Annotated in this window: 15 protein-coding genes; 9 read left to right on the plus strand and 6 right to left on the minus strand. The window is 66.1% G+C overall.

Going from position 1 to position 17,437, the window contains the following annotated elements; all coding sequences use genetic code 11:
• The first annotated feature begins 300 nt into the window (after positions 1 to 300).
• From ACW176_RS18525 to ACW176_RS18535, 3 genes are all read left to right on the plus strand, one after another.
• Positions 301 to 3,069 carry a TonB-dependent receptor gene (locus tag ACW176_RS18525; RefSeq protein WP_492110171.1) on the plus strand — a complete coding sequence of 923 codons (2,769 nt, stop codon included), beginning with the start codon at positions 301 to 303 and terminating at the stop codon, positions 3,067 to 3,069.
• 96 nt (positions 3,070 to 3,165) lie between these two features.
• Positions 3,166 to 4,683 carry a tryptophan halogenase family protein gene (locus tag ACW176_RS18530; protein ID WP_492110172.1) on the plus strand — a complete coding sequence of 506 codons (1,518 nt, stop codon included), beginning with the start codon at positions 3,166 to 3,168 and terminating at the stop codon, positions 4,681 to 4,683.
• Positions 4,684 to 4,824: 141 nt separating this feature from the next.
• Positions 4,825 to 5,940 (plus strand): hypothetical protein, encoded by a 1,116-nt coding sequence (locus ACW176_RS18535; RefSeq protein ID WP_492110173.1) that lies wholly within the window; start codon positions 4,825 to 4,827, stop codon positions 5,938 to 5,940.
• Positions 5,941 to 5,947: 7 nt separating this feature from the next.
• Here ACW176_RS18535 and ACW176_RS18540 read toward each other — a convergent pair whose 3' ends face one another.
• The 3 genes from ACW176_RS18540 to ACW176_RS18550 form a co-directional block, all read right to left on the minus strand.
• A complete protein-coding gene (locus ACW176_RS18540; RefSeq protein ID WP_492110174.1) occupies positions 5,948 to 8,332 on the minus strand; it encodes an arylsulfatase in 2,385 nt (794 codons plus the stop codon).
• Positions 8,333 to 8,348: 16 nt separating this feature from the next.
• The gene (locus ACW176_RS18545) at positions 8,349 to 8,732 is read right to left on the minus strand and encodes a DUF4345 family protein (RefSeq protein WP_492110175.1); all 384 of its coding nucleotides are present in this window, start codon (positions 8,730 to 8,732) and stop codon (positions 8,349 to 8,351) included.
• Positions 8,733 to 8,799: 67 nt separating this feature from the next.
• Positions 8,800 to 9,954 carry a glutathione S-transferase family protein gene (locus tag ACW176_RS18550; RefSeq protein ID WP_492110176.1) on the minus strand — a complete coding sequence of 385 codons (1,155 nt, stop codon included), beginning with the start codon at positions 9,952 to 9,954 and terminating at the stop codon, positions 8,800 to 8,802.
• Positions 9,955 to 10,049: 95 nt separating this feature from the next.
• On the opposite strand from ACW176_RS18550, the gene ACW176_RS18555 reads away from it, so the two are divergent.
• Positions 10,050 to 10,703 (plus strand): 2-hydroxychromene-2-carboxylate isomerase, encoded by a 654-nt coding sequence (locus tag ACW176_RS18555; protein ID WP_492110177.1) that lies wholly within the window; start codon positions 10,050 to 10,052, stop codon positions 10,701 to 10,703.
• Here the strand turns inward: ACW176_RS18555 and ACW176_RS18560 are convergent.
• Positions 10,660 to 11,073 (minus strand): hypothetical protein, encoded by a 414-nt coding sequence (locus ACW176_RS18560; protein WP_419321029.1) that lies wholly within the window; start codon positions 11,071 to 11,073, stop codon positions 10,660 to 10,662. The two genes, ACW176_RS18555 and ACW176_RS18560, sit on opposite strands and share 44 nt — an antisense overlap.
• Before the next feature lie 121 nt (positions 11,074 to 11,194).
• Here ACW176_RS18560 and ACW176_RS18565 point away from each other — a divergent pair, with 121 nt between their 5' ends.
• Complete coding sequence (locus ACW176_RS18565) at positions 11,195 to 12,862, plus strand: sulfatase-like hydrolase/transferase (protein WP_492110178.1); 1,668 nt, start codon at positions 11,195 to 11,197, stop codon at positions 12,860 to 12,862.
• Positions 12,863 to 13,030: 168 nt separating this feature from the next.
• On the opposite strand, the gene ACW176_RS18570 is transcribed toward ACW176_RS18565, so the two are convergent.
• Positions 13,031 to 13,936, minus strand: coding sequence for a haloalkane dehalogenase (locus ACW176_RS18570; protein ID WP_492110179.1), 906 nt, complete (start codon positions 13,934 to 13,936; stop codon positions 13,031 to 13,033).
• A gap of 107 nt (positions 13,937 to 14,043) precedes the next feature.
• Between ACW176_RS18570 and ACW176_RS18575 the strand changes: the two genes are divergently transcribed.
• The 4 genes from ACW176_RS18575 (at position 14,044) to ACW176_RS18590 (ending at position 17,207) form a co-directional block, all read left to right on the plus strand.
• Positions 14,044 to 15,138, plus strand: coding sequence for an MBL fold metallo-hydrolase (locus ACW176_RS18575; RefSeq protein ID WP_492110180.1), 1,095 nt, complete (start codon positions 14,044 to 14,046; stop codon positions 15,136 to 15,138).
• Positions 15,139 to 15,149: 11 nt separating this feature from the next.
• Positions 15,150 to 16,172 (plus strand): glutathione S-transferase N-terminal domain-containing protein, encoded by a 1,023-nt coding sequence (locus ACW176_RS18580; protein ID WP_492110181.1) that lies wholly within the window; start codon positions 15,150 to 15,152, stop codon positions 16,170 to 16,172.
• 64 nt (positions 16,173 to 16,236) lie between these two features.
• Positions 16,237 to 16,845 (plus strand): TetR/AcrR family transcriptional regulator, encoded by a 609-nt coding sequence (locus ACW176_RS18585; RefSeq protein ID WP_419251784.1) that lies wholly within the window; start codon positions 16,237 to 16,239, stop codon positions 16,843 to 16,845.
• 2 nt (positions 16,846 to 16,847) lie between these two features.
• Positions 16,848 to 17,207, plus strand: a complete 360-nt coding sequence (locus ACW176_RS18590; protein ID WP_492110182.1) for a MazG-like family protein — start codon at positions 16,848 to 16,850, stop codon at positions 17,205 to 17,207.
• 13 nt (positions 17,208 to 17,220) lie between these two features.
• Here the strand turns inward: ACW176_RS18590 and ACW176_RS18595 are convergent, their stop codons facing one another.
• Entirely contained in the window at positions 17,221 to 17,388 is a 168-nt protein-coding gene (locus ACW176_RS18595) for a hypothetical protein (protein ID WP_419251786.1), read from the minus strand.
• Between the last annotated feature and the right edge of the window lie 49 nt (positions 17,389 to 17,437).

Below are 17,437 nucleotides of genomic sequence, written 5' to 3' on the forward strand. Positions count from 1 at the left end.
ACCGCGCGGCCGAGCCGTTATTGGCCCTGACCACTGCAATAATTTGCATAAATTTGCAGCCGCCTTGCCTGACTGTCAATCGCAACAACGTCATTGCCTTGCGGATAAAGGGTCCTCCCCCTCGGGATAAGAGGCAAATTTACATCACTCAGGGCCAGAAACAGCCCCGCCCGGCTTGCGCCCCGACAAGGTTTGCGTTTTTTTGGGTTGATTACACCGCGTTAATTTGCAGTAATTTGCGACAACGGCTCCGACCGCAGCGTCAGAAACGCGCAGAGCCGATACAGGGAGGGTGAGACTATGAACTCAAGAACTCAGCACAACCGCGCGCGTCTGATGGGCGGCGCAGCGACCAGCTTGGCGCTCTTGTTCGCCTCGGCCGGTATGGCGCAGGCCCAGGAAACCACCACCAAGACCGCCGAGGATACGGCCGTCGAGGAGATCGTGGTCACCGGCATTCGCGCCAGTATTGAAAACGCCATCGCGCTCAAGAAGACCTCGACCTCGATCGTCGAAGCCATCTCGGCGGAAGACATCGGCAAGCTGCCGGACAACTCCATCGCCGAATCCCTGGCCCGCCTGCCCGGCCTGACCGCGCAGCGCCTCGACGGCCGCGCCCAGGTCATCTCGATCCGCGGCCTTGGCCCCGACTTCACGTCCACGCTGCTGAACGGCCGCGAGCAGGTCTCGACCGGCGACAACCGCGGCGTCGAGTTCGACCAGTATCCGTCGGAAATCCTCTCGGGCGTCCTGGTCTACAAGACGCCGGACGCGTCGCTGATCGGTCAGGGCCTGTCGGGCACCGCCGACCTGCAGACCATCCGCCCCCTGAAGTACGGCAAGCGCATCCTCTCGGCGAACGCACGCTACGAGATGAACAGCGAAGACAAGCTGAACCCGGACGCCAAGGACACCGGCCACCGCTTCAGCGCCACCTATGTCAACCAGTTCGCCAATGACACCGTCGGCGTCGCCCTGGCCGTTTCTGACATCTCGACCCCGACCCAGAGCCGTCGCTTCAACGCCTGGGGCTACCCGACCATCAATGCGGCCAATGATCGCGTGATCGGCGGGGCCAAGCCCTACAACCAGTCCAACAACCTCAAGCGCACCGGCGTCATCGGCGTTCTGGAATACAAGCCCAACGACAAGCTGAGCACGTCGCTGGACCTGTACTATTCGGAATTTGCCGAAAAGCAGATCCTGCGCGGCATCGAACTGCCCCTGCAATGGTCGGCCGCTTCGCTGCAGCCCACCCGCACCACCGAAGCCGGCCTGATCACCCAGGGCACCTTCGCGGGCGTCAAGGGCGTGATGCGCAACGACCTCAACACCCGGGACACGACCCTCAAGTCAGCCGGCTGGAACGTCAACTACCAGACCGACAACGGCTGGGGCCTGGTCGCCGACCTGAGCTACTCCTCGGCCGACCGCACCGACGTGATCTTCGAATCCTATTCGGGCACGGGTCCCAACGGCGTCGGCGCTACCGACACCCTGGGCTTCACGACCACCCCGGGCGGCGGCACGGTGTTCCGCTCCACGCTGGACTACACCAACGCCAACCTGTTCGTGCTGACCGACCCGCAAGGTTGGGGCGGCGGCGCCGCCGGCGGCGCGCTGACCCAGGCGGGCTTCTACAACACCCCGTCCATCACCGACGAACTGTCGGCCGCGCGCTTCTCGGCCAAGCATGACCTGGCCTGGGGCCCGATCGCCAATGTCGAGGTTGGCTTCAACGCCAGCCGTCGCGAGAAGGAAAAGGAAGTCCATGAAAGCTTCCTGACCTTCGGCGGCCGCATCGCCCAGGGCGCTCCGCTCAGCCGCGCCATTCCGGCCGCCGCGATCGTCGGCGTCGCCAAGCTGGACATGATCGGCATCTCGGGCATGCTCGCCTATGATCCGACCTATCTGCTGAAGAACGGCGTCTACACCCTGATCGCCGACCAGAACCCGGCCGTGCAGACCCGCAACTGGTCGGTTCGCGAAGACGTCCAGGTGGCCTACGCCAAGTTCGGCATCGACACCCAGGCCGGCGAGATCCCGGTTCGCGGTAATGTCGGCCTGCAGGTGGTTCGCACCGATCAGTTCTCGAAGGGCGTGGCCGTCAATCCGAACGATACGGCCAACCCGACCGTGACCGACGACGGCGACACCTACACCTACGCCCTGCCCAGCCTTAACCTGACCTTCGACATGGGTAACGAGCTCTATGTCCGCGTCGGTGCGGCCCGCACCCTGGCACGCGCCCGGATGGACGAACTGCGCGCCAGCCAGTCGTTCAACCAGAACATCGTGCGCCTGACCTCGACCGATCCGAACACCTCGTACTTCAGCGCCAACGGCGGCAACCCGAAGCTGCGGCCCTATATCGCCGACGGCGTCGATGTGTCGGTCGAAAAGTACTTCGGTCGCTCGGGCTACATCTCGGCGGCGGTCTACCACAAGGAGCTGTCGAACTTCGTCAACTCCAGCTCGTCGAGCCTGAAGGACTTCTCGGACTACCTGTTCCTGCTGAGCCCGGCTCAGAAGGCTGCGCTGGGCACGACCCAGGGCCTGGTTTCCGGTCCGGACAACGGCGAGGGTGGTTACATCCGCGGCATCGAACTGTCGGCCTCGGTCCAGGGCGATATGCTGTGGCAGCCGCTGAAAAACTTCGGTCTGATCGTCAGCGGCTCGTTCACCGACAGCGAAGTCTCGCTTGAGAAGAACCAGGATCCGATCACCATCCCTGGCCTGTCCAAGAAGGTCGTCAACACGACGTTCTACTATGAAAACAACGGCTTCAACGCCCGGGTCAGCAACCGCTATCGCGGCAAGTTCCTGGGTGAAGTCGCCGGCCTGAGCGCCGCGCGGATCTTCCGCACGGTGGAAGCGGAATCGGTGCTGGACGCCCAGATCGGCTACGAGTTCCGCGACGGCCCGCTGAACGGCATGGCCCTGCTGCTGCAGGCCAACAACATCACCAACGAGCCCTTCAAGACCTACGACAACAACGATCCGCGCCAGACCATCGACTATCAAGAGTATGGCTCGACCTACATGATCGGCGTTTCCTACCGCTACTAGGCGGTCCACTATCCCCAACTACAGCCCCCGCCAGAGCGATCTGGCGGGGGCTTTTTTATGAGAGCCCCCATCAGGGGCGAACCGGGCGGAACAGTGATGACGGACGGCGGGCTGAAGTCCCTGACCATTGTCGGCGGCGGAACCGCCGGCTGGATGAGCGCCGCCATGCTTTCGCGCGCCCTGGGACCGACGGTGGCGATCACCGTGGTCGAGTCCGACGAAATCGGCACGGTCGGTGTCGGCGAAGCCACCATCCCGGCGATCAAGCTGCTGAACAGCTTTCTGGGCCTAGATGAGAACGACTTCCTCGCGGCCACCAACGGCACGATCAAACTGGGTATCGAATTCGTCGACTGGCACACGGTCGGCCAATCCTATCTGCACGCCTTCGGACCGGTCGGTCGGCCGCTGGGCATGGCGTCCTTCCATCACTACTGGATGCGCCGTCGCCTGGCGGGTCGCGACGAGAGTCTCTGGGACTATTCGCTGAACGCCCTGGCCGCGCGCGCCGGCAAGTTCGATCGGCTGCAGACGGCGGGCGGGGGCTATCTGGAGGGCTTGGTCCACGCCTATCACTTCGACGCGGCGCTCTACGCCCAGTACCTGCGCCGCTACAGCGAAGCGCAAGGCGTGCGCCGCGTCGAGGGCCGCATCGTCGGCGTCGACCAACATCCGCAGACCGGCTTCGTCACCGGCCTGACCCTGCAGGACGGCCGCACGGTCGGGGGCGAGTTCTTCATCGACTGCTCGGGCTTTCGCGGTCTGCTGATCGAGGAGACGCTGCACACCGGCTATGACGACTGGCGCGGCTGGCTGCCGATGGACAGCGCCATCGCCGTGCCCTGCGCATCGGCGACGCCCCTGACACCCTTCACCCGGTCCACCGCGCGCGACGCCGGCTGGCAGTGGCGCATTCCGTTGCAGCACCGCACTGGCAACGGCCACGTGTTTTGCAGCGATTACATCAGCGCCGCCGAAGCGACCGAGGTGCTGATGCGCAACCTCGACGGCGCGCCCCTGGCCGAGCCGCGCCAGCTGAAATTCACGACCGGCAAGCGCAAGCGGTTCTGGAACAAGAACGTCGTGGCCATGGGCCTGGCCAGCGGCTTCATGGAGCCCCTGGAGTCGACCAGCATCCATCTGGTGCAGTCGGCCCTTGGCCGCCTGATCGCCCTGTTCCCGAATGGTGACTTCAACGCCGTCGAGATCGACGAATACAACCGGCAGACCGCGCTGGAATACGAGTACATCCGCGACTTCCTGATCCTGCACTACAAGGCCACCAGCCGCGAGGACACGCCGTTCTGGCGGGCCTGCAAGGCCATGGACATCCCCGACAGCCTCAAGGCCCGCATGGCGCTGTTCGCCCAGTCGGGACGGCTGTTCAGTCAGGACGACGACCTCTTCAAGGAGGCCAGCTGGATCCAGGTGCTGATCGGCCAGGGCGTGGTCCCTGCCGCGACCCATCCGCTGACCCGGGTCGTCACCGACGCCCAGCTGGACGAGTACATGGCCAATATCCGCCAGATCATGGGCCGCGCGATCGAGGGGCTGCCCAGCCATGCCGACTTCATCGCGCGCCATTGCGCGACAGGCTCCCGCCCCGCCGCCTGACCCTTGCCTTTCCTCAGCCCTCCTGAAGCCTCCGCCGGACCTGCCCGGCGGGGGCTCTTTTTTGATGCGGACGGCACAAAGCGGAGCAATGGCCCATTAAGGTTGTCGAGGCATTCTCCATCGCGATTCTGGAGAGCTCCGATGGTTACGACGTCCAAGCCCTTGAAGGCGCTGCTCGCGATGACCGGCGCCGCCGTCCTGCTCAGCGCCTGCGCCAGCGCCGACGACGTCGCGGCCCTGCGCCAGCCGGCCATGCCGCCGGTCGCCATCGCCAAGGCCGCCCAGCACAAGCCTTTCTTCCGCAATGTCTCGCTGCAGGCGGTCGAGGGCGCGCCGGAGTTTCGCTGGTTCGACGGCGGCGCGATCATCACCACCCGCCCCACCCGCGTGCAGGTGGTCGACAACCTTTCCCTCCATCTGGATCGCGCCGACATGCTGGCCCGCAGCCGGCTGGACAGCGAATACATGCTGTATGTGCGGTTCGCCGAGCTGCGCGGCCCCAGCATCTGGCTGGGAGCCGACAAGCTGGCCTCGGCCCGCGTGACCTTCCGCCTGGTGCGCTGGCGCACGGGTGAACTGGTCAAGGAATCCACCGTCGAGACCAGCTATCGGGCCGCCTGGACAGGCTTCACGCCCGAAATGACCCGCGCCGCCTTGGGCGGTCCGCTGCTGGCCTCGAAGGACGCCGTGCTGGCCCCGGTCGGCGGCGCGCTCAGGGGCGTGGCCCTTGGCTACTATGTGAACCAGAACCTGGTCGTATCGATCGCCGACGCGCCCTATGCCGGCCTTGTCGGCGCGGCGGAAGCCTCGCGGATCGGCGGCCCCGGCCACGCTCCGGCAGGCTTCGCCGCCGCCTTCGCCACGGCCGCTGCGGTGGGCAGCGCCAGCGGCCGCTTCACCGACCTGGAAGCCATGCTGGCGGGCGGCGTGATCACCGCCGCCGGTGCGGCCGCCGGTCCGACCCCGATCGCCCGCCCGGTTTCGGCCGATGGCGAGGTGACCACCGCCTTCGCCGGTCGCGCCCGTCGTCTGGCCGCCACGCGCGGCCTTATGGACCTGGCCTTCGACCAGTTCATGGCCGAACTCAGCGAGGACGGCTCGGTCAACTACAAGACCGCCGTGTCCTGCGCCGCTCTGAATGGCCTAAGCCGCAAGGGCCCCTACCTGCGCGAGAACGCCAGCAGCTATGCGGTCGACTGCCCCGGCTCGTCCTACAACGAGAGCAAGACCCAGCAGGTCTATCCCTCGCGGTTCTAAGCCTGGATCAGACCCTGATGCTCATCGCCTTCATGAACCGCATGATCTCCAGCGGCTTCATGGCGGCGGTGTCCACGTCGATCAGCACGCGCTGGATCTGGCCCTTGAAGGGGTTTGGCCCTTCATAGGCGCGCGAGACCCGATTGCCGTAGTCAGCCCCAACGCAGAAGCCGTCATAGCCTGGCGCGAACAGCACCCGGTCGAACTTGCGTTCAGCCACCTTGCGACCATTCACAAACAGCGCGCCGCGCCCCTCGAATGGGCGTGAGGTCATGGTCTGCTGGTACTTCACCTTGACGTTGCCGCGCGGCAGGCGCGTCGGCGAGGCGATGATCTCGCTCCAGGGCACAAGGCTGGTCTCATAGATCAACCGGCCCTTGTCGATATACAGCACATAGCCGGCGGGCATCGAGCCATGGGCGATCAGCACGCCGTCCTCGTCGCCATTGGGGCGTGACAGGTCCAGCTCGATGGAATGGGACAGTCCGCAGACGATGGGCGAGACATCCGTCGGGATCGGATCGATCGGCGGCCGGATATCCCAACGCTTGCGCAGCTTGGCGGCGCGCGTCTGGACCAGCTTCAGCAGCAGCGGCCGATCGTCCAGTGGCAGCACGTCGTGGTCGGCGGCGGCCTTGTTCCACTTGTCCTTCAGACGCGCGACGACGTCAGCATGATTGGCCGAGACGTCGCGCAGCTCGTTGGGATCCAACGCGGTGTTGTAGAGCCCCCAGTGGTCGTCCTCGAACGGCTGTCCGCGCTGGTGCTGGGCGACCAGCCGCCAGTCGCCTTCCTGGAAAGCGCGATAGCCGCCCAGCTCGTAATACTGGTCGGTTCGCGTCGCCGCCTTGGGCGAGGCGAAGGTGGGGGCGACACTGGCCCCTTCCAGCGGCTTTTGCGGTTCGCCGCGATAGAGCTCGGGCTGCTTGACGCCGCAGGCCTCCAGCAGGGTCGGATACAGATCGACCACGTGCACGAACTGCTTTCGCACCCCGCCCTTCTCGTCCACGCCCTTGGGCCAGGAGACGATCAGCGGATCAGCGACGCCGCCCAGGGCGGTGTTCTGCTTGTAGAGCCGATAGGGCGTGCCTGAGGCATTGGTCCAGCCGATCGGATAGTGCGGGAAGGTGCCGTCCTCGCCCATGGTGTCGTACAGGGCCAGGGCCTCGGCTTCCGAGGCCGGACGTCCGAACGCCGGGCCAAACAGGTTGGGGGAGCCGGTCTCGGTGCCCTCGGCCGAGGCGCCGTTGTCGGAGAACACCACCACCAGGGTGTTTTCGCGAACGCCCATGGCGTCCAGCTCGGCCATGACCGTGCCGATGGCCCGGTCGACGCCGGTGACCATGCCGCCATAGACCTCCATATAGCGGGCATAGAGCCGCTTCTGGTCTGCGGTCAGCTCGGCCCACGGCTTGGCGCCCGGCGAGAGGGGCGGCAGCTGCGTCTCGGCGGGCATCAGGCCCAGGGCCTTCTGGCGGTCGAGGCGCTGCCTGCGAATCTCGTCCCAGCCGGCCTCGAACCTGCCCTTGTAGAGATCGCGGTCGGCGGCCTTGGCCTGCAGCGGCGAGTGAGCCGCGCCGAAGGCCAACTGCATGAAGAACGGCTTGTCCGGCGCCATCAGCTGCTGGGTGCGCAGATAGGTGACCGCACGCTGGGCCAGATCGTCGGAGAGGTAATAGCCCTCCCCGCCCGCCTCGACCGGCGCCGTGCCCTCATAGAGCGCGCCGGGATGGAAGTGGTCGCTGGAATGGCCCTGATACCAGTAGGCCCGCTCGAAGCCCCGCTGGGTCGGCCAGTTGTGGAACGGGCCGGTCGGACCGGAGTGGTCGGCGTTGTTGACGTGCCACTTGCCCAGCAGGAAGGTCGACCAGCCAGCCTCGACCAGCACCTCGGCCAAGGTGGCGTTCTGGCGGGTCAGGTCGCCGCGATAGCCGGGATAGCCACTGTCGATATCGGCCAGCCAGCCCATGCCGGCCGAGTGGTGGTTTAGCCCGGTCAGCAGCGCCGCGCGCGTGCAGGAGCACATGGCGGTGGTCCGGAAGTTGGTATAGCGCAGCCCCTTGCCGGCCAGGGCGTCCAGGGCCGGGGTCTGCAACTCGCCGCCATAGCAGCCCAGATCGGCGAACCCGACATCGTCGAGGATGATCACCACCACATTGGGCGCGCCGGCCGGGGCCTTGGCCTCTTCGGCGTGGGCCGGCCGCGAGTCCTTGAACGACAGGCCGATCTTCGCCGCCTTGCCCTTGCCGACGGCCTTGGGCGTGAGGATGCCGCTGGTCGCCGACTTGATAGCCGCCCCGCCCGCTACGACCGCGCCGGTTCCAACCACGCCCAGTCCAGCGCCGAGCAGCAGCGAGCGACGGTCGATCTTGGGTTTGTTGTCGTCATCCATGATCTGTCTCCGAGGCTCAGGCCTGAGGCCGGGCCAGGCTGCGATAGCCCAGGACCATGATCACGAGCAGGACCGCTTCCACGACGATCGGCTGGAGCAAGGGCGGCGAAAAGCCGGTCAGGGCCAGAGACAGCAGCCGCCCGCTGAGAGCGATGCCGAGCAGCGTGATCGGCACCAGCAGCAGGTCGCCACGATTGCGGACCGCCGCCAGCAGGGTAAAGACACCAGCGGCGCCGAAGAAGCCTCCCAGATCGGCGCGCATCGACGCCAGACCCAGGGCGCCGATCGGTTCAAGACCCAGCTTGGCGCCCAGCTCCGCCGGCCGGATCCAGAAGGCTAAAGCCATAAGCAAGGCCAAAAGGCCCGCAACGCCAACCAGGCCTCGTGTCAGTTTTTGCATGGGTCCGCCCTGTCCGAATTATTGTGGCAATATAACTGCCACTTTATTGGCCTGGCAAGAGGCGTCGCTATCGGGGGCCTTCCAAGGGCTCGCCCCAGACCTCCACATGCCCCTGCCGTTCCACCCGGCGCTGGGCTTTCAGGGTCAGCAGGGACGACAATCCTGTGGCCTGCAGCAGGGCCTGAATCTCCGCCTCTCCGGGCCCGCTCGCCGCATCCTGGACTTTTTGCAGCAGGAACAATCGATAAGGCATGACCGCCACCTCAATAGGCGTGCCGCGCCATTCAAAACCAACCTTCCCCAGGGCCCGGTCGCCGGGACGGGCGAGCCCATTGGTCCCGGCCTCGAGATCCGGCCGCGCCTCCAGCCATTGACGGGCGAAGCCGACCTGGGCGCTGATATCGGGCAGATAGTCCTCGGCGACGAACCGCAGGAGATCGATCAGGCTTTGCGGCACGCCGTCATCGGCAAAGAGCTGGGGCGGCGGGCTGCCGTAGTCGCCGGAGTCGAGGTCGGGCGCATTCATGCGCTCGACCCAGCGCCAGACCCGGTAGGCGCGGCGTTTCATCAAATCGGCAGGATAGGTGTCCCGCGCCAGATGCGCATAGAGCGGACCAATCAGGCCATAGTCGCCAATCGTCGGCCTGCCGCCGAGGAGATAGGGCGAATGCTCCAGGTGCGCCTCGAACAGGTCGAGAAACTGCTCATAGGCCGCCTCGACCGCCGGAATGGAGGCCTCCCCCACGCCGAATGACGCCATGGCCGCACGCATGCGCCGACTGGCATTGGCATAGACTGCCTCACCGTCTTCGTGGGTCGCTCCAGGCGCCAGGGTCGCAATGAAGTCGCGCTGAAGGAAAGGCTGGTTGATGTCGTCGAAGTTCCAGCGGTAGTGCATGGCCGGCCGCAGCAGGCCCTCACCGCCGAACAGTTCAAAGATCTGGCCGATCACACGGTGGCGTGGCGTGTCGGGAAAGGTCTCCCAGCGCCCCTCGCCCTTCGCTTCAAGGGTCTCGATGATGTTCGAGCCGTCCTGGATCAGGGAGCCGTCAGAGCCCTCGAGGACCGGCATGATCCAGCGGCCGATCTGGGGGACGATCTCGGCCCGGAACCTCGCCTCGCCGACGGAATGGTTCTCGAAATCAAGGCCCTGCTTGATCAGATAGGACCGCGCCTTGGCGGTATAGAGCGACCCCGGTGTGCCATGGAGCTTGTAAATCACTTGCGCCTCCCCTGCAGGAACGGTGGACCGCGCCCTTTTTGCCGATATAATCGCACTAACAGTGCCACTATTTCAAGATGGCGGGAGTTGAGACCATGACCTTGGCCTATGACCTCTACTGGTCCTTCCGCTCGCCCTATTCGTACATGATCACCCACCGCCTGACCGCGCTGGAGCGCGAGTTCGACGTGGTCGGCAACATCCGTCCGGTCTATCCGCTGGCTGTCCGCACGCCGGAATTCTTCGAGACCCGCGATCCGCTGTGGTTCAGCTATTTCATGCAGGATATCCACCGCGAGGCGGCCTTCCTGGGCCTGCCGTTCCGCTGGCCGATCCCGGACCCGGTGAAGATGGACTACGCCACCCGCACCTATCCAGAGGAGCAGCCGCACATTCATCGCCTGACCCACATGGGCGTCGTGGCGGCGCAGTTGGGGCGCGGCCTGCCCTTCCTGACCGAGGTCAGCCGGGTGATCTGGAGCGGCGAGGTCGATAACTGGCACGAGGGTGACCATATCGCCCGCGCCGCCGAGCGTGCCGGCCTGGACGCCGCAGCCCTGATGCGAACCGTCGATACGGAGGCCGAGCGTCTGGCCGCCATCGTCGAGGAAAGCCAGGTCGCCCAGCGCGCAGCGGGCCACTATGGCGTCCCGATGATCGCCTTCAACGGCGAGGCCTTTTTCGGACAGGACCGCTTCGATCAGTTCAAGTGGCGGCTGGACCAGCAGGGCCTGACGGCGCGCGCCTGATCGCGATCAGCAGTGCCAGGACCTGCAGCACCAGCAAGACCAGATTGAACGGCTGGCCGGGCACGGACACGGGCAAGGGCCGCCACAGATACAGGTTGGCGACCGCCAGAAGGGTGTCGAAGGTTTGCATGGCCAGGAACAGGGCCAGCAGATCGCGGCGTCGCGCCACGACATAGAGTTCGAACACACCCTTGGCCATCTGGGCCAGGCCCAGGGTGGCGAACAGCGACAGGATGGTCTCGCGACTGGTCGACAGGTCCAGGCCGGCTATCGATGCCGCACCGCCATCGACTGAAAAGGCGTGAATCGCGCCGCGCCCCAGATTGATCAGGCCCATAAGGCCCAGCACCACCAACGGTATCCAGCGCATCAAATCACTCTCAGGCAAGGGTTGGAAAGACGACGCGATCACATCTTTCGGCACGCGCAATGTCAATATACACTCCCTGCCAACGACGACCGAAAAGTCAGGCGATCTAAGGGGAGCCGGGATGCGAATTCTGAAGTGGACAGGGATTGTGCTGGCGGTTCTGGCCGCCGTGCTGACCGGCGCGTGGCTCGGCCGCGACTTCTTGATCTACCATATTGGGCGGCTGATGGTCCCCAAGGGGACCGAGAACAAGCCCATCGCCTGGCAGGAAGGCCCTGCTCAGCCTGCCGTACCGGCCGACCAGCGGCCTCCCAACGTCATCTTCATCCTGGCTGACGACCTGGGCTACAATGACGTCAGCCTGAACGGCGGCGGGGTCGGCGGTGTGGTCAAGACGCCCAATATCGATTCCATCGCCCAGCAGGGCGTGGACCTGACCAATGGCTATTCCGGCAACGCCACCTGCTCGCCCTCGCGCGCGGCGATGATGACCGGCCGCTATCCCACCCGCTTTGGCTTCGAGTTCACCCCGACCCCGGTCGGCTTCTCGCGCCTGGTCGGCAGCTTCCGCACGCCCGGCGCCCTGCACCCGCCGCACTTCAATCGCGAACAGGCCGGCGAGATGCCGCCGATGGATGAACTGGCGGTGCCGGCCTCGGAAACGACCATCGCCGAAGTGCTCAAGACCCGGGGCTATCACACGGTGCATCTGGGCAAGTGGCATCTGGGCGGTTCGAAGGGTTCGCGTCCCGAAGACCAGGGCTTCGACGAAAGCCTGGGCTTCATCGCGGGCGCCTCGATGTTCCTGCCCGAGACGGATCCGGGCGTGGAGAACTCCAAGCAGAGCTTCGACCCGATCGACAAGTTCCTGTGGGCCAACCTGCCCTATACCGTGCAGTACAACGGCCAGCCGATGATGAAGGCCAAGGGCTTCATGACCGATTATCTGTCGGACGAGGCCATCAAGAGCATCAAGGCCAACAGGAACCAGCCGTTCTTCATGTACCTGGCCTACAACGCGCCGCACACGCCGCTGCAGGCGCCCAAGGCAGACTACGACGCCCTGCCCCAGATCAAGGACCACCGCCAGCGGGTCTATGGCGCCATGATCCGCAACCTGGACCGCAATGTCGGCCGGGTGCTGCAGACGCTGAAGGACCAGGGTCTGGATGACAACACGCTGGTGGTCTTCACCAGCGACAATGGCGGCGCGCACTATGTGGGCCTGCCGCAGATCAACAGCCCCTATCGCGGCTGGAAAGCCACCTTCTTCGAGGGTGGCATCCGGGTGCCCTACTATATGCGCTGGCCCAAGGCCCTGCCGGCGGGGGCCAAGTTCGCCAGCCCGGTTGGCCATATCGACATGTTCGCCACCGCCGCAGGGGCGGCGGGCGCGGCTGTGCCGACGGATCGTCCCATCGACGGGGTCAACCTGATCCCCCACCTGACGGGGAAGAATCCTGCTCGGCCGCATGAGGCGCTGTTCTGGCGCTCCGGCGACTATCGCATGGTGCGCGCGGGCGACTGGAAGCTGCAGGTGCTGACCCTGCCCGAGGGCAAGGGCGAAAAGCTCTGGTTGTTCGACCTGGCCGCCGATCCGACCGAGCAAAAGAACCTTGCCTTGGCCAATACAGCCAAGGTGGCGGAACTGAAGGCCCTGCTGGCAAACCGCGACAAGGGCAACATCAAGCCGACCTGGCCATCGCTGCTGCGCGGCGCCATCACCATCGACCATCCGCTCGACGTTAAAGACAAGCCGACGGACGAGTTCATCTACTGGAACAACTAGACCCCCGGCCGGGGTCAAAGAGAAAGCCCCGCCCTTCAAAGAAGGGCGGGGCTTTTTTGTCTGCCTGAAAGGGCCGATGAGGCCGCCCCCTAAGGGGCGAGGCCGTCCTTGGTCCGACTGTTCAACGGGCCGGCCAGTCCGGCGTTCCTGACCTGCAGGAGGTTGTCCTCAGGCCTGGGCGCGACGGACCAGCCCGTCGAGCAGTTCGGTGAGGGCTTCGGGGCAATCCTCCTGCAGGAAGTGGCCTCCGGAGACGATCACATGAGGCTGGCCGGCCGCGCCGGGCACCTTGGCCTGGAAGATGGCTTCTCCGCCCTTGGTCACGGCGTCGCCATCGCTGAAGGCGGTCAGGAACGGCTTGTTGAAGGCTTCGAGCGCGCCCCACGCAGCCTTGTTCTGGGCGACGGAGCCATGCTCGGGCGTCACCGGCACCAGTGTCGGAAACTGGCGGGCGCCTTCCTTGAAAGTCTCGTCCGGGAACGGCGCGTCATAGGCGGCGATCTCCTCGGCGGAAAGTTCACGGCCCGTGCCCATATTGACGATCAGGCCAATCGGCATGACCGGCGTGTTCTGGCTGAACTCCAGCCAGGCCTTGAAGCCCTCGCTCATGCCCGTGCCGACCGGCAGGCCGGTATTGCCCACGCACACGGCGGCGAAGCGCTCCGGAAACGCCGCCACCAGGCGCAGGCCGATCAGGCCGCCCCAGTCCTGGCAGAACAGGGTGACGCCCTTCAGATCGATCCCCGTGAGCCAGGCGCTCATCCAGGCCACGTGGCGCTCATAGGTATAGTCGGCGCGGGCCGACGGCTTGTCGGAACGCCCAAAGCCGATCAGGTCGGGGGCCACCACGCGATAGCCGCGCGCTGTCAGGCCGGCGATCATCTTGCGGTACAGATAGGCCCAGGACGGCTCGCCATGCATCAGCAGCACAACCGGCCCGTCGCGCGGGCCTTCGTCCACATAGTGCAGACGCAGGGCCGTGCCATCCGCGTCGGTGATCGTCGTATAGTGCGGCGCGAACGGCCAGTCGGCCAGGGCCTCGAACCGGTCGTCCGGCGTCCTCAGAACCTGCATTCCCACTCCTCCAGTTGACTCGCCGCCCGATCGTGCGACATATATTGACAATATGCGTGTCACTACATTGAGGCGGGGTCAAGCCCGTCCGAACGGGAGGATCGACCATGCGAAGCAGGACAGTCGTCGGACTTGCGGTGTTGGGACTGGTGGTCGCGGCCGGACTGGGTGGCTGGATGGCGCGCGGCCAGATCGCGCAGACCATGGTCGAGAAGCTCTATGTGAAGGCCATGGCCCGCGCGCCCGATGATGGCCTGGCCGACGGCCTGCATGTCGGCCTGTGCGGCGCCGGCGGCCCCCTGCCCGACCCCAAACGCACAGGTCCCTGCACGGCGGTTCTGGCCGGCAAGCGCCTGTTCGTCATCGACGCCGGCTCGGGCGCCAGTCGTAACCTGTCGCTGATGAACCTGCCACCTGCCCGGATCGAGGCGGTGTTCCTGACCCACTTCCATTCCGACCACATCGACGGCCTGGGCGAGATGATGCTGCAGCGCTGGGCCGGCAGCGGCTCGGCCAGCCCCGTGCCCGTCCACGGTCCGCTGGGCGTTGAGCCCGTGGTCGGAGGCTTCATGTCGGCCTACCGGCTCGACCAGGGCTACCGCACCGGGCACCACGGCGCGGCTGTGGTGCCGCCCTCGGGTTTCGGCGGCCAGGCCCTGACCTTCACCGCCGCCGCCGACCAGCCCGACGTGGTGCTGATCGACGAACCCGACCTCAAGGTCACCGCCTTCCCCGTCAAGCATGACCCTGTCAGCCCCGCCGTCGGCTACGCCTTCACCTACAAGGGCCGCACAGTGGTGATCAGTGGCGACACAGCCCTCTCACCCCGCGTCGAAGCCGCCGCCATGGGCGCCGACCTGCTGGTGCACGAAGCCCTGGCCCCCAATCTGGTCGCCAGCCAACAGCGGGCGGCCAAGGCGGCGGGCCGAGAGCGGCTGGCCAAGATCTTCAGCGACATCCCCGGCTATCACGCCTCACCCGAGCAGGTCGCGGGCCTGGCCCAGCGCGACAAGGTGGGCATGCTGCTGTTCACCCACATCACCCCGGCCCTGCCGATCGGCGCGCTGGAAGGTCCGTTCCTGGGCGACTCGCGCAAGATCTTCCCGGGCAGGATCAAGGTCGGCCGCGATGGCGACTTCGTCAGCCTGCCGGCCGGCTCGAAAGAGATCGTGGTCAGCGACCGTCTCAAGATGTTCCGCTAGCCGAGGCCCCCATGACCGATCCCATCGCTCTCAGCGGCTCCCCGGGCTCGCCCTATACCCGCAAGATGCTGGCCCTCCTGCGTTATCGCCGGCTGGCCTATCGCTACCTGCCCAGTTCGGGACAGGCCCTGGAGGGCCTGCCTCGCCCCAAGGTGCAGCTGCTGCCCACCTTCTATCTGCCGGGCCCGGATGGCGCGCTCGAGGCCGTGGTCGATTCTTCTCCGATCATCCGCCGGCTGGAGGTCGACTATAGCGGCCGATCCGTGATCCCGACCCAGCCCGCCCTGGCGTTCCTCGACCAGTTGATCGAGGACTATGCCGATGAATGGCTGACCAAGGCGATGTTCCACTATCGCTGGAGCTATCCGGACGATATTGCCCGCGCCGCCACCATCATTCCCTGCTGGCGGGGAAGCGTCATCTCTGATGCGGACCTGGCCGAGCTCGCGACCCGGTTCAGCCGCCGGCAGATCGATCGCCTCTATGTGGTCGGGTCTAACGCGACGACCGCGCCGGTCATTGAGTCCAGCTATCGCCGCTTTCTGGAGGCCTTCGAGGCCCACCTGACCGTCCAGCCGTTCCTGCTGGGCGCGCGCCCCGCCGCCGGCGACTTCGCTGTGTACGGACAATTGACCCAGCTGGCGCAGTTCGACCCCACGCCCATGGCCCTGACTCTGGAGATCGCGCCCCGGGTCTTTGCCTGGGTCAGCCAGATGGAGGACCTGTCGGGCCTGGAGCCGGGCGACGACGACTGGATCAGCCTGGACACCCCGCCCCCGACCCTGCTGGCCGTGCTCGCCCAGATCGGCCGGGTCTATCCGCCCGTCATGCTGGCCAATGCCAGGGCGGTGATGACCGGCGCGGCCACGGTGGAGACCACGGTCGACGGCCTGCCCTGGACCCAGCCGCCCTTCCCCTACCAGGCCAAGTGCCTGGGCTGGCTGCGCGAGACCCACGAGGCGCTGGACGCGCCGGACCAGGCCCTGATCGACGACCTGATGGAGGCCACCGGCTGCGCGCCGCTGTTTGCGTGAAGACTGGCGCCAGACAGCGCCGCGCCTTAAGGAAATCCGGAGCTGATTTGTCTGGCGGGGTTGCGTGACGCAAGAAGCAAGCAAGGCGACCGAGAAGCCGGCGCAGCAGACCGATGGCCGTCGCCGTCGCGGCCAGACCAACCGCGCCAGCATCGTGGACGCCATGCTGGAGATCATCCGCACCGGCGACATGTCGCCCAGCGCCGAGCAGGTGGCGGCCCGCGCCGATGTGGGTCTGCGCACCGTGTTCCGGCACTTCAAGGACATGGACAGCCTGTACAGCGAGATGTCCGTCGCCATCGAGGACGAACTGCGCGCCGTGGTCCACACCCCGTTCCGCTCGACCGACTGGAAGGACCGCATCCTCGAACTGGTTGACCGTCGCGCCTTCGCCTTCGAGCGGATCGCGCCGTTCAAGCACGCCTCGGAAGCCTACCGCCACCGCTCGCGCTTTCTCAGCCAGGACAGCGGCAAGCTGGTGATCGTCCTGCGCCAGATCCTGGTGCGCGAGCTGCGCCCGCCGCTGGCCGATGACCCGCTGAAGGTCGAGACCCTGGACCTGCTGCTCAGCTTCGAGGCCTGGTCCCGGCTGCGCCGCGAGCAGGGCCTGAGCATCGAGAAGGCCTCAGAGGTGCTGCGCGCCGCCGTCCGCCGCATTCTCGACGAGGCCTGACGATGAGCGACGCTCCCTACCCCACCCTGCGCGCCGCCAACCTGGCCCGGCAGGCCGAGTGGGACACCGACGGCCAGATCACCCTGTCCTATCGCGGCAACGAACTGGCCGGCGAGGTGGGCGAGGCCTGCAACCTGATCAAGAAGCTGGAACGCGAGCGGATGGGCATTGCCGGGTCGCGGGCCAGCGTCGCCGACCTGGCCGAAGAACTGGCCGACGTCATCATCTGCGCCGACCTGATCGCCATGCAGCTGGGCATCGACCTGGACCGGGCGGTGGCGGAGAAGTTCAACAAGACGTCGGAGAAGGTGGGGTTGCGGACGCGGATGGCGGGGACCTCCAGCGAAGCCTCACCAACCTAGAAAACAGGCGGGCTCAGGATTTCGGAGCCAGATCCGGCCGCGACGCCAGAAACGCCGCCTTCTCCGCAGGCGTCAGGACCTTGGCGGTCTTGCGGCGCGAGGCCTTGGGCGTAGCGCGCGCATAGACCTCGGCCTGGGTGGCGGGCTTGAGGTCGGACAGGCGTTTGATCGGCGGTTTCATAGGGTTCCCAAGATCGGTTCGGGCGGGACCATGCCGCCGCACTGTGACG

It is taken from the genome of Caulobacter sp. FV1ye13L, from assembly GCF_058681155.1.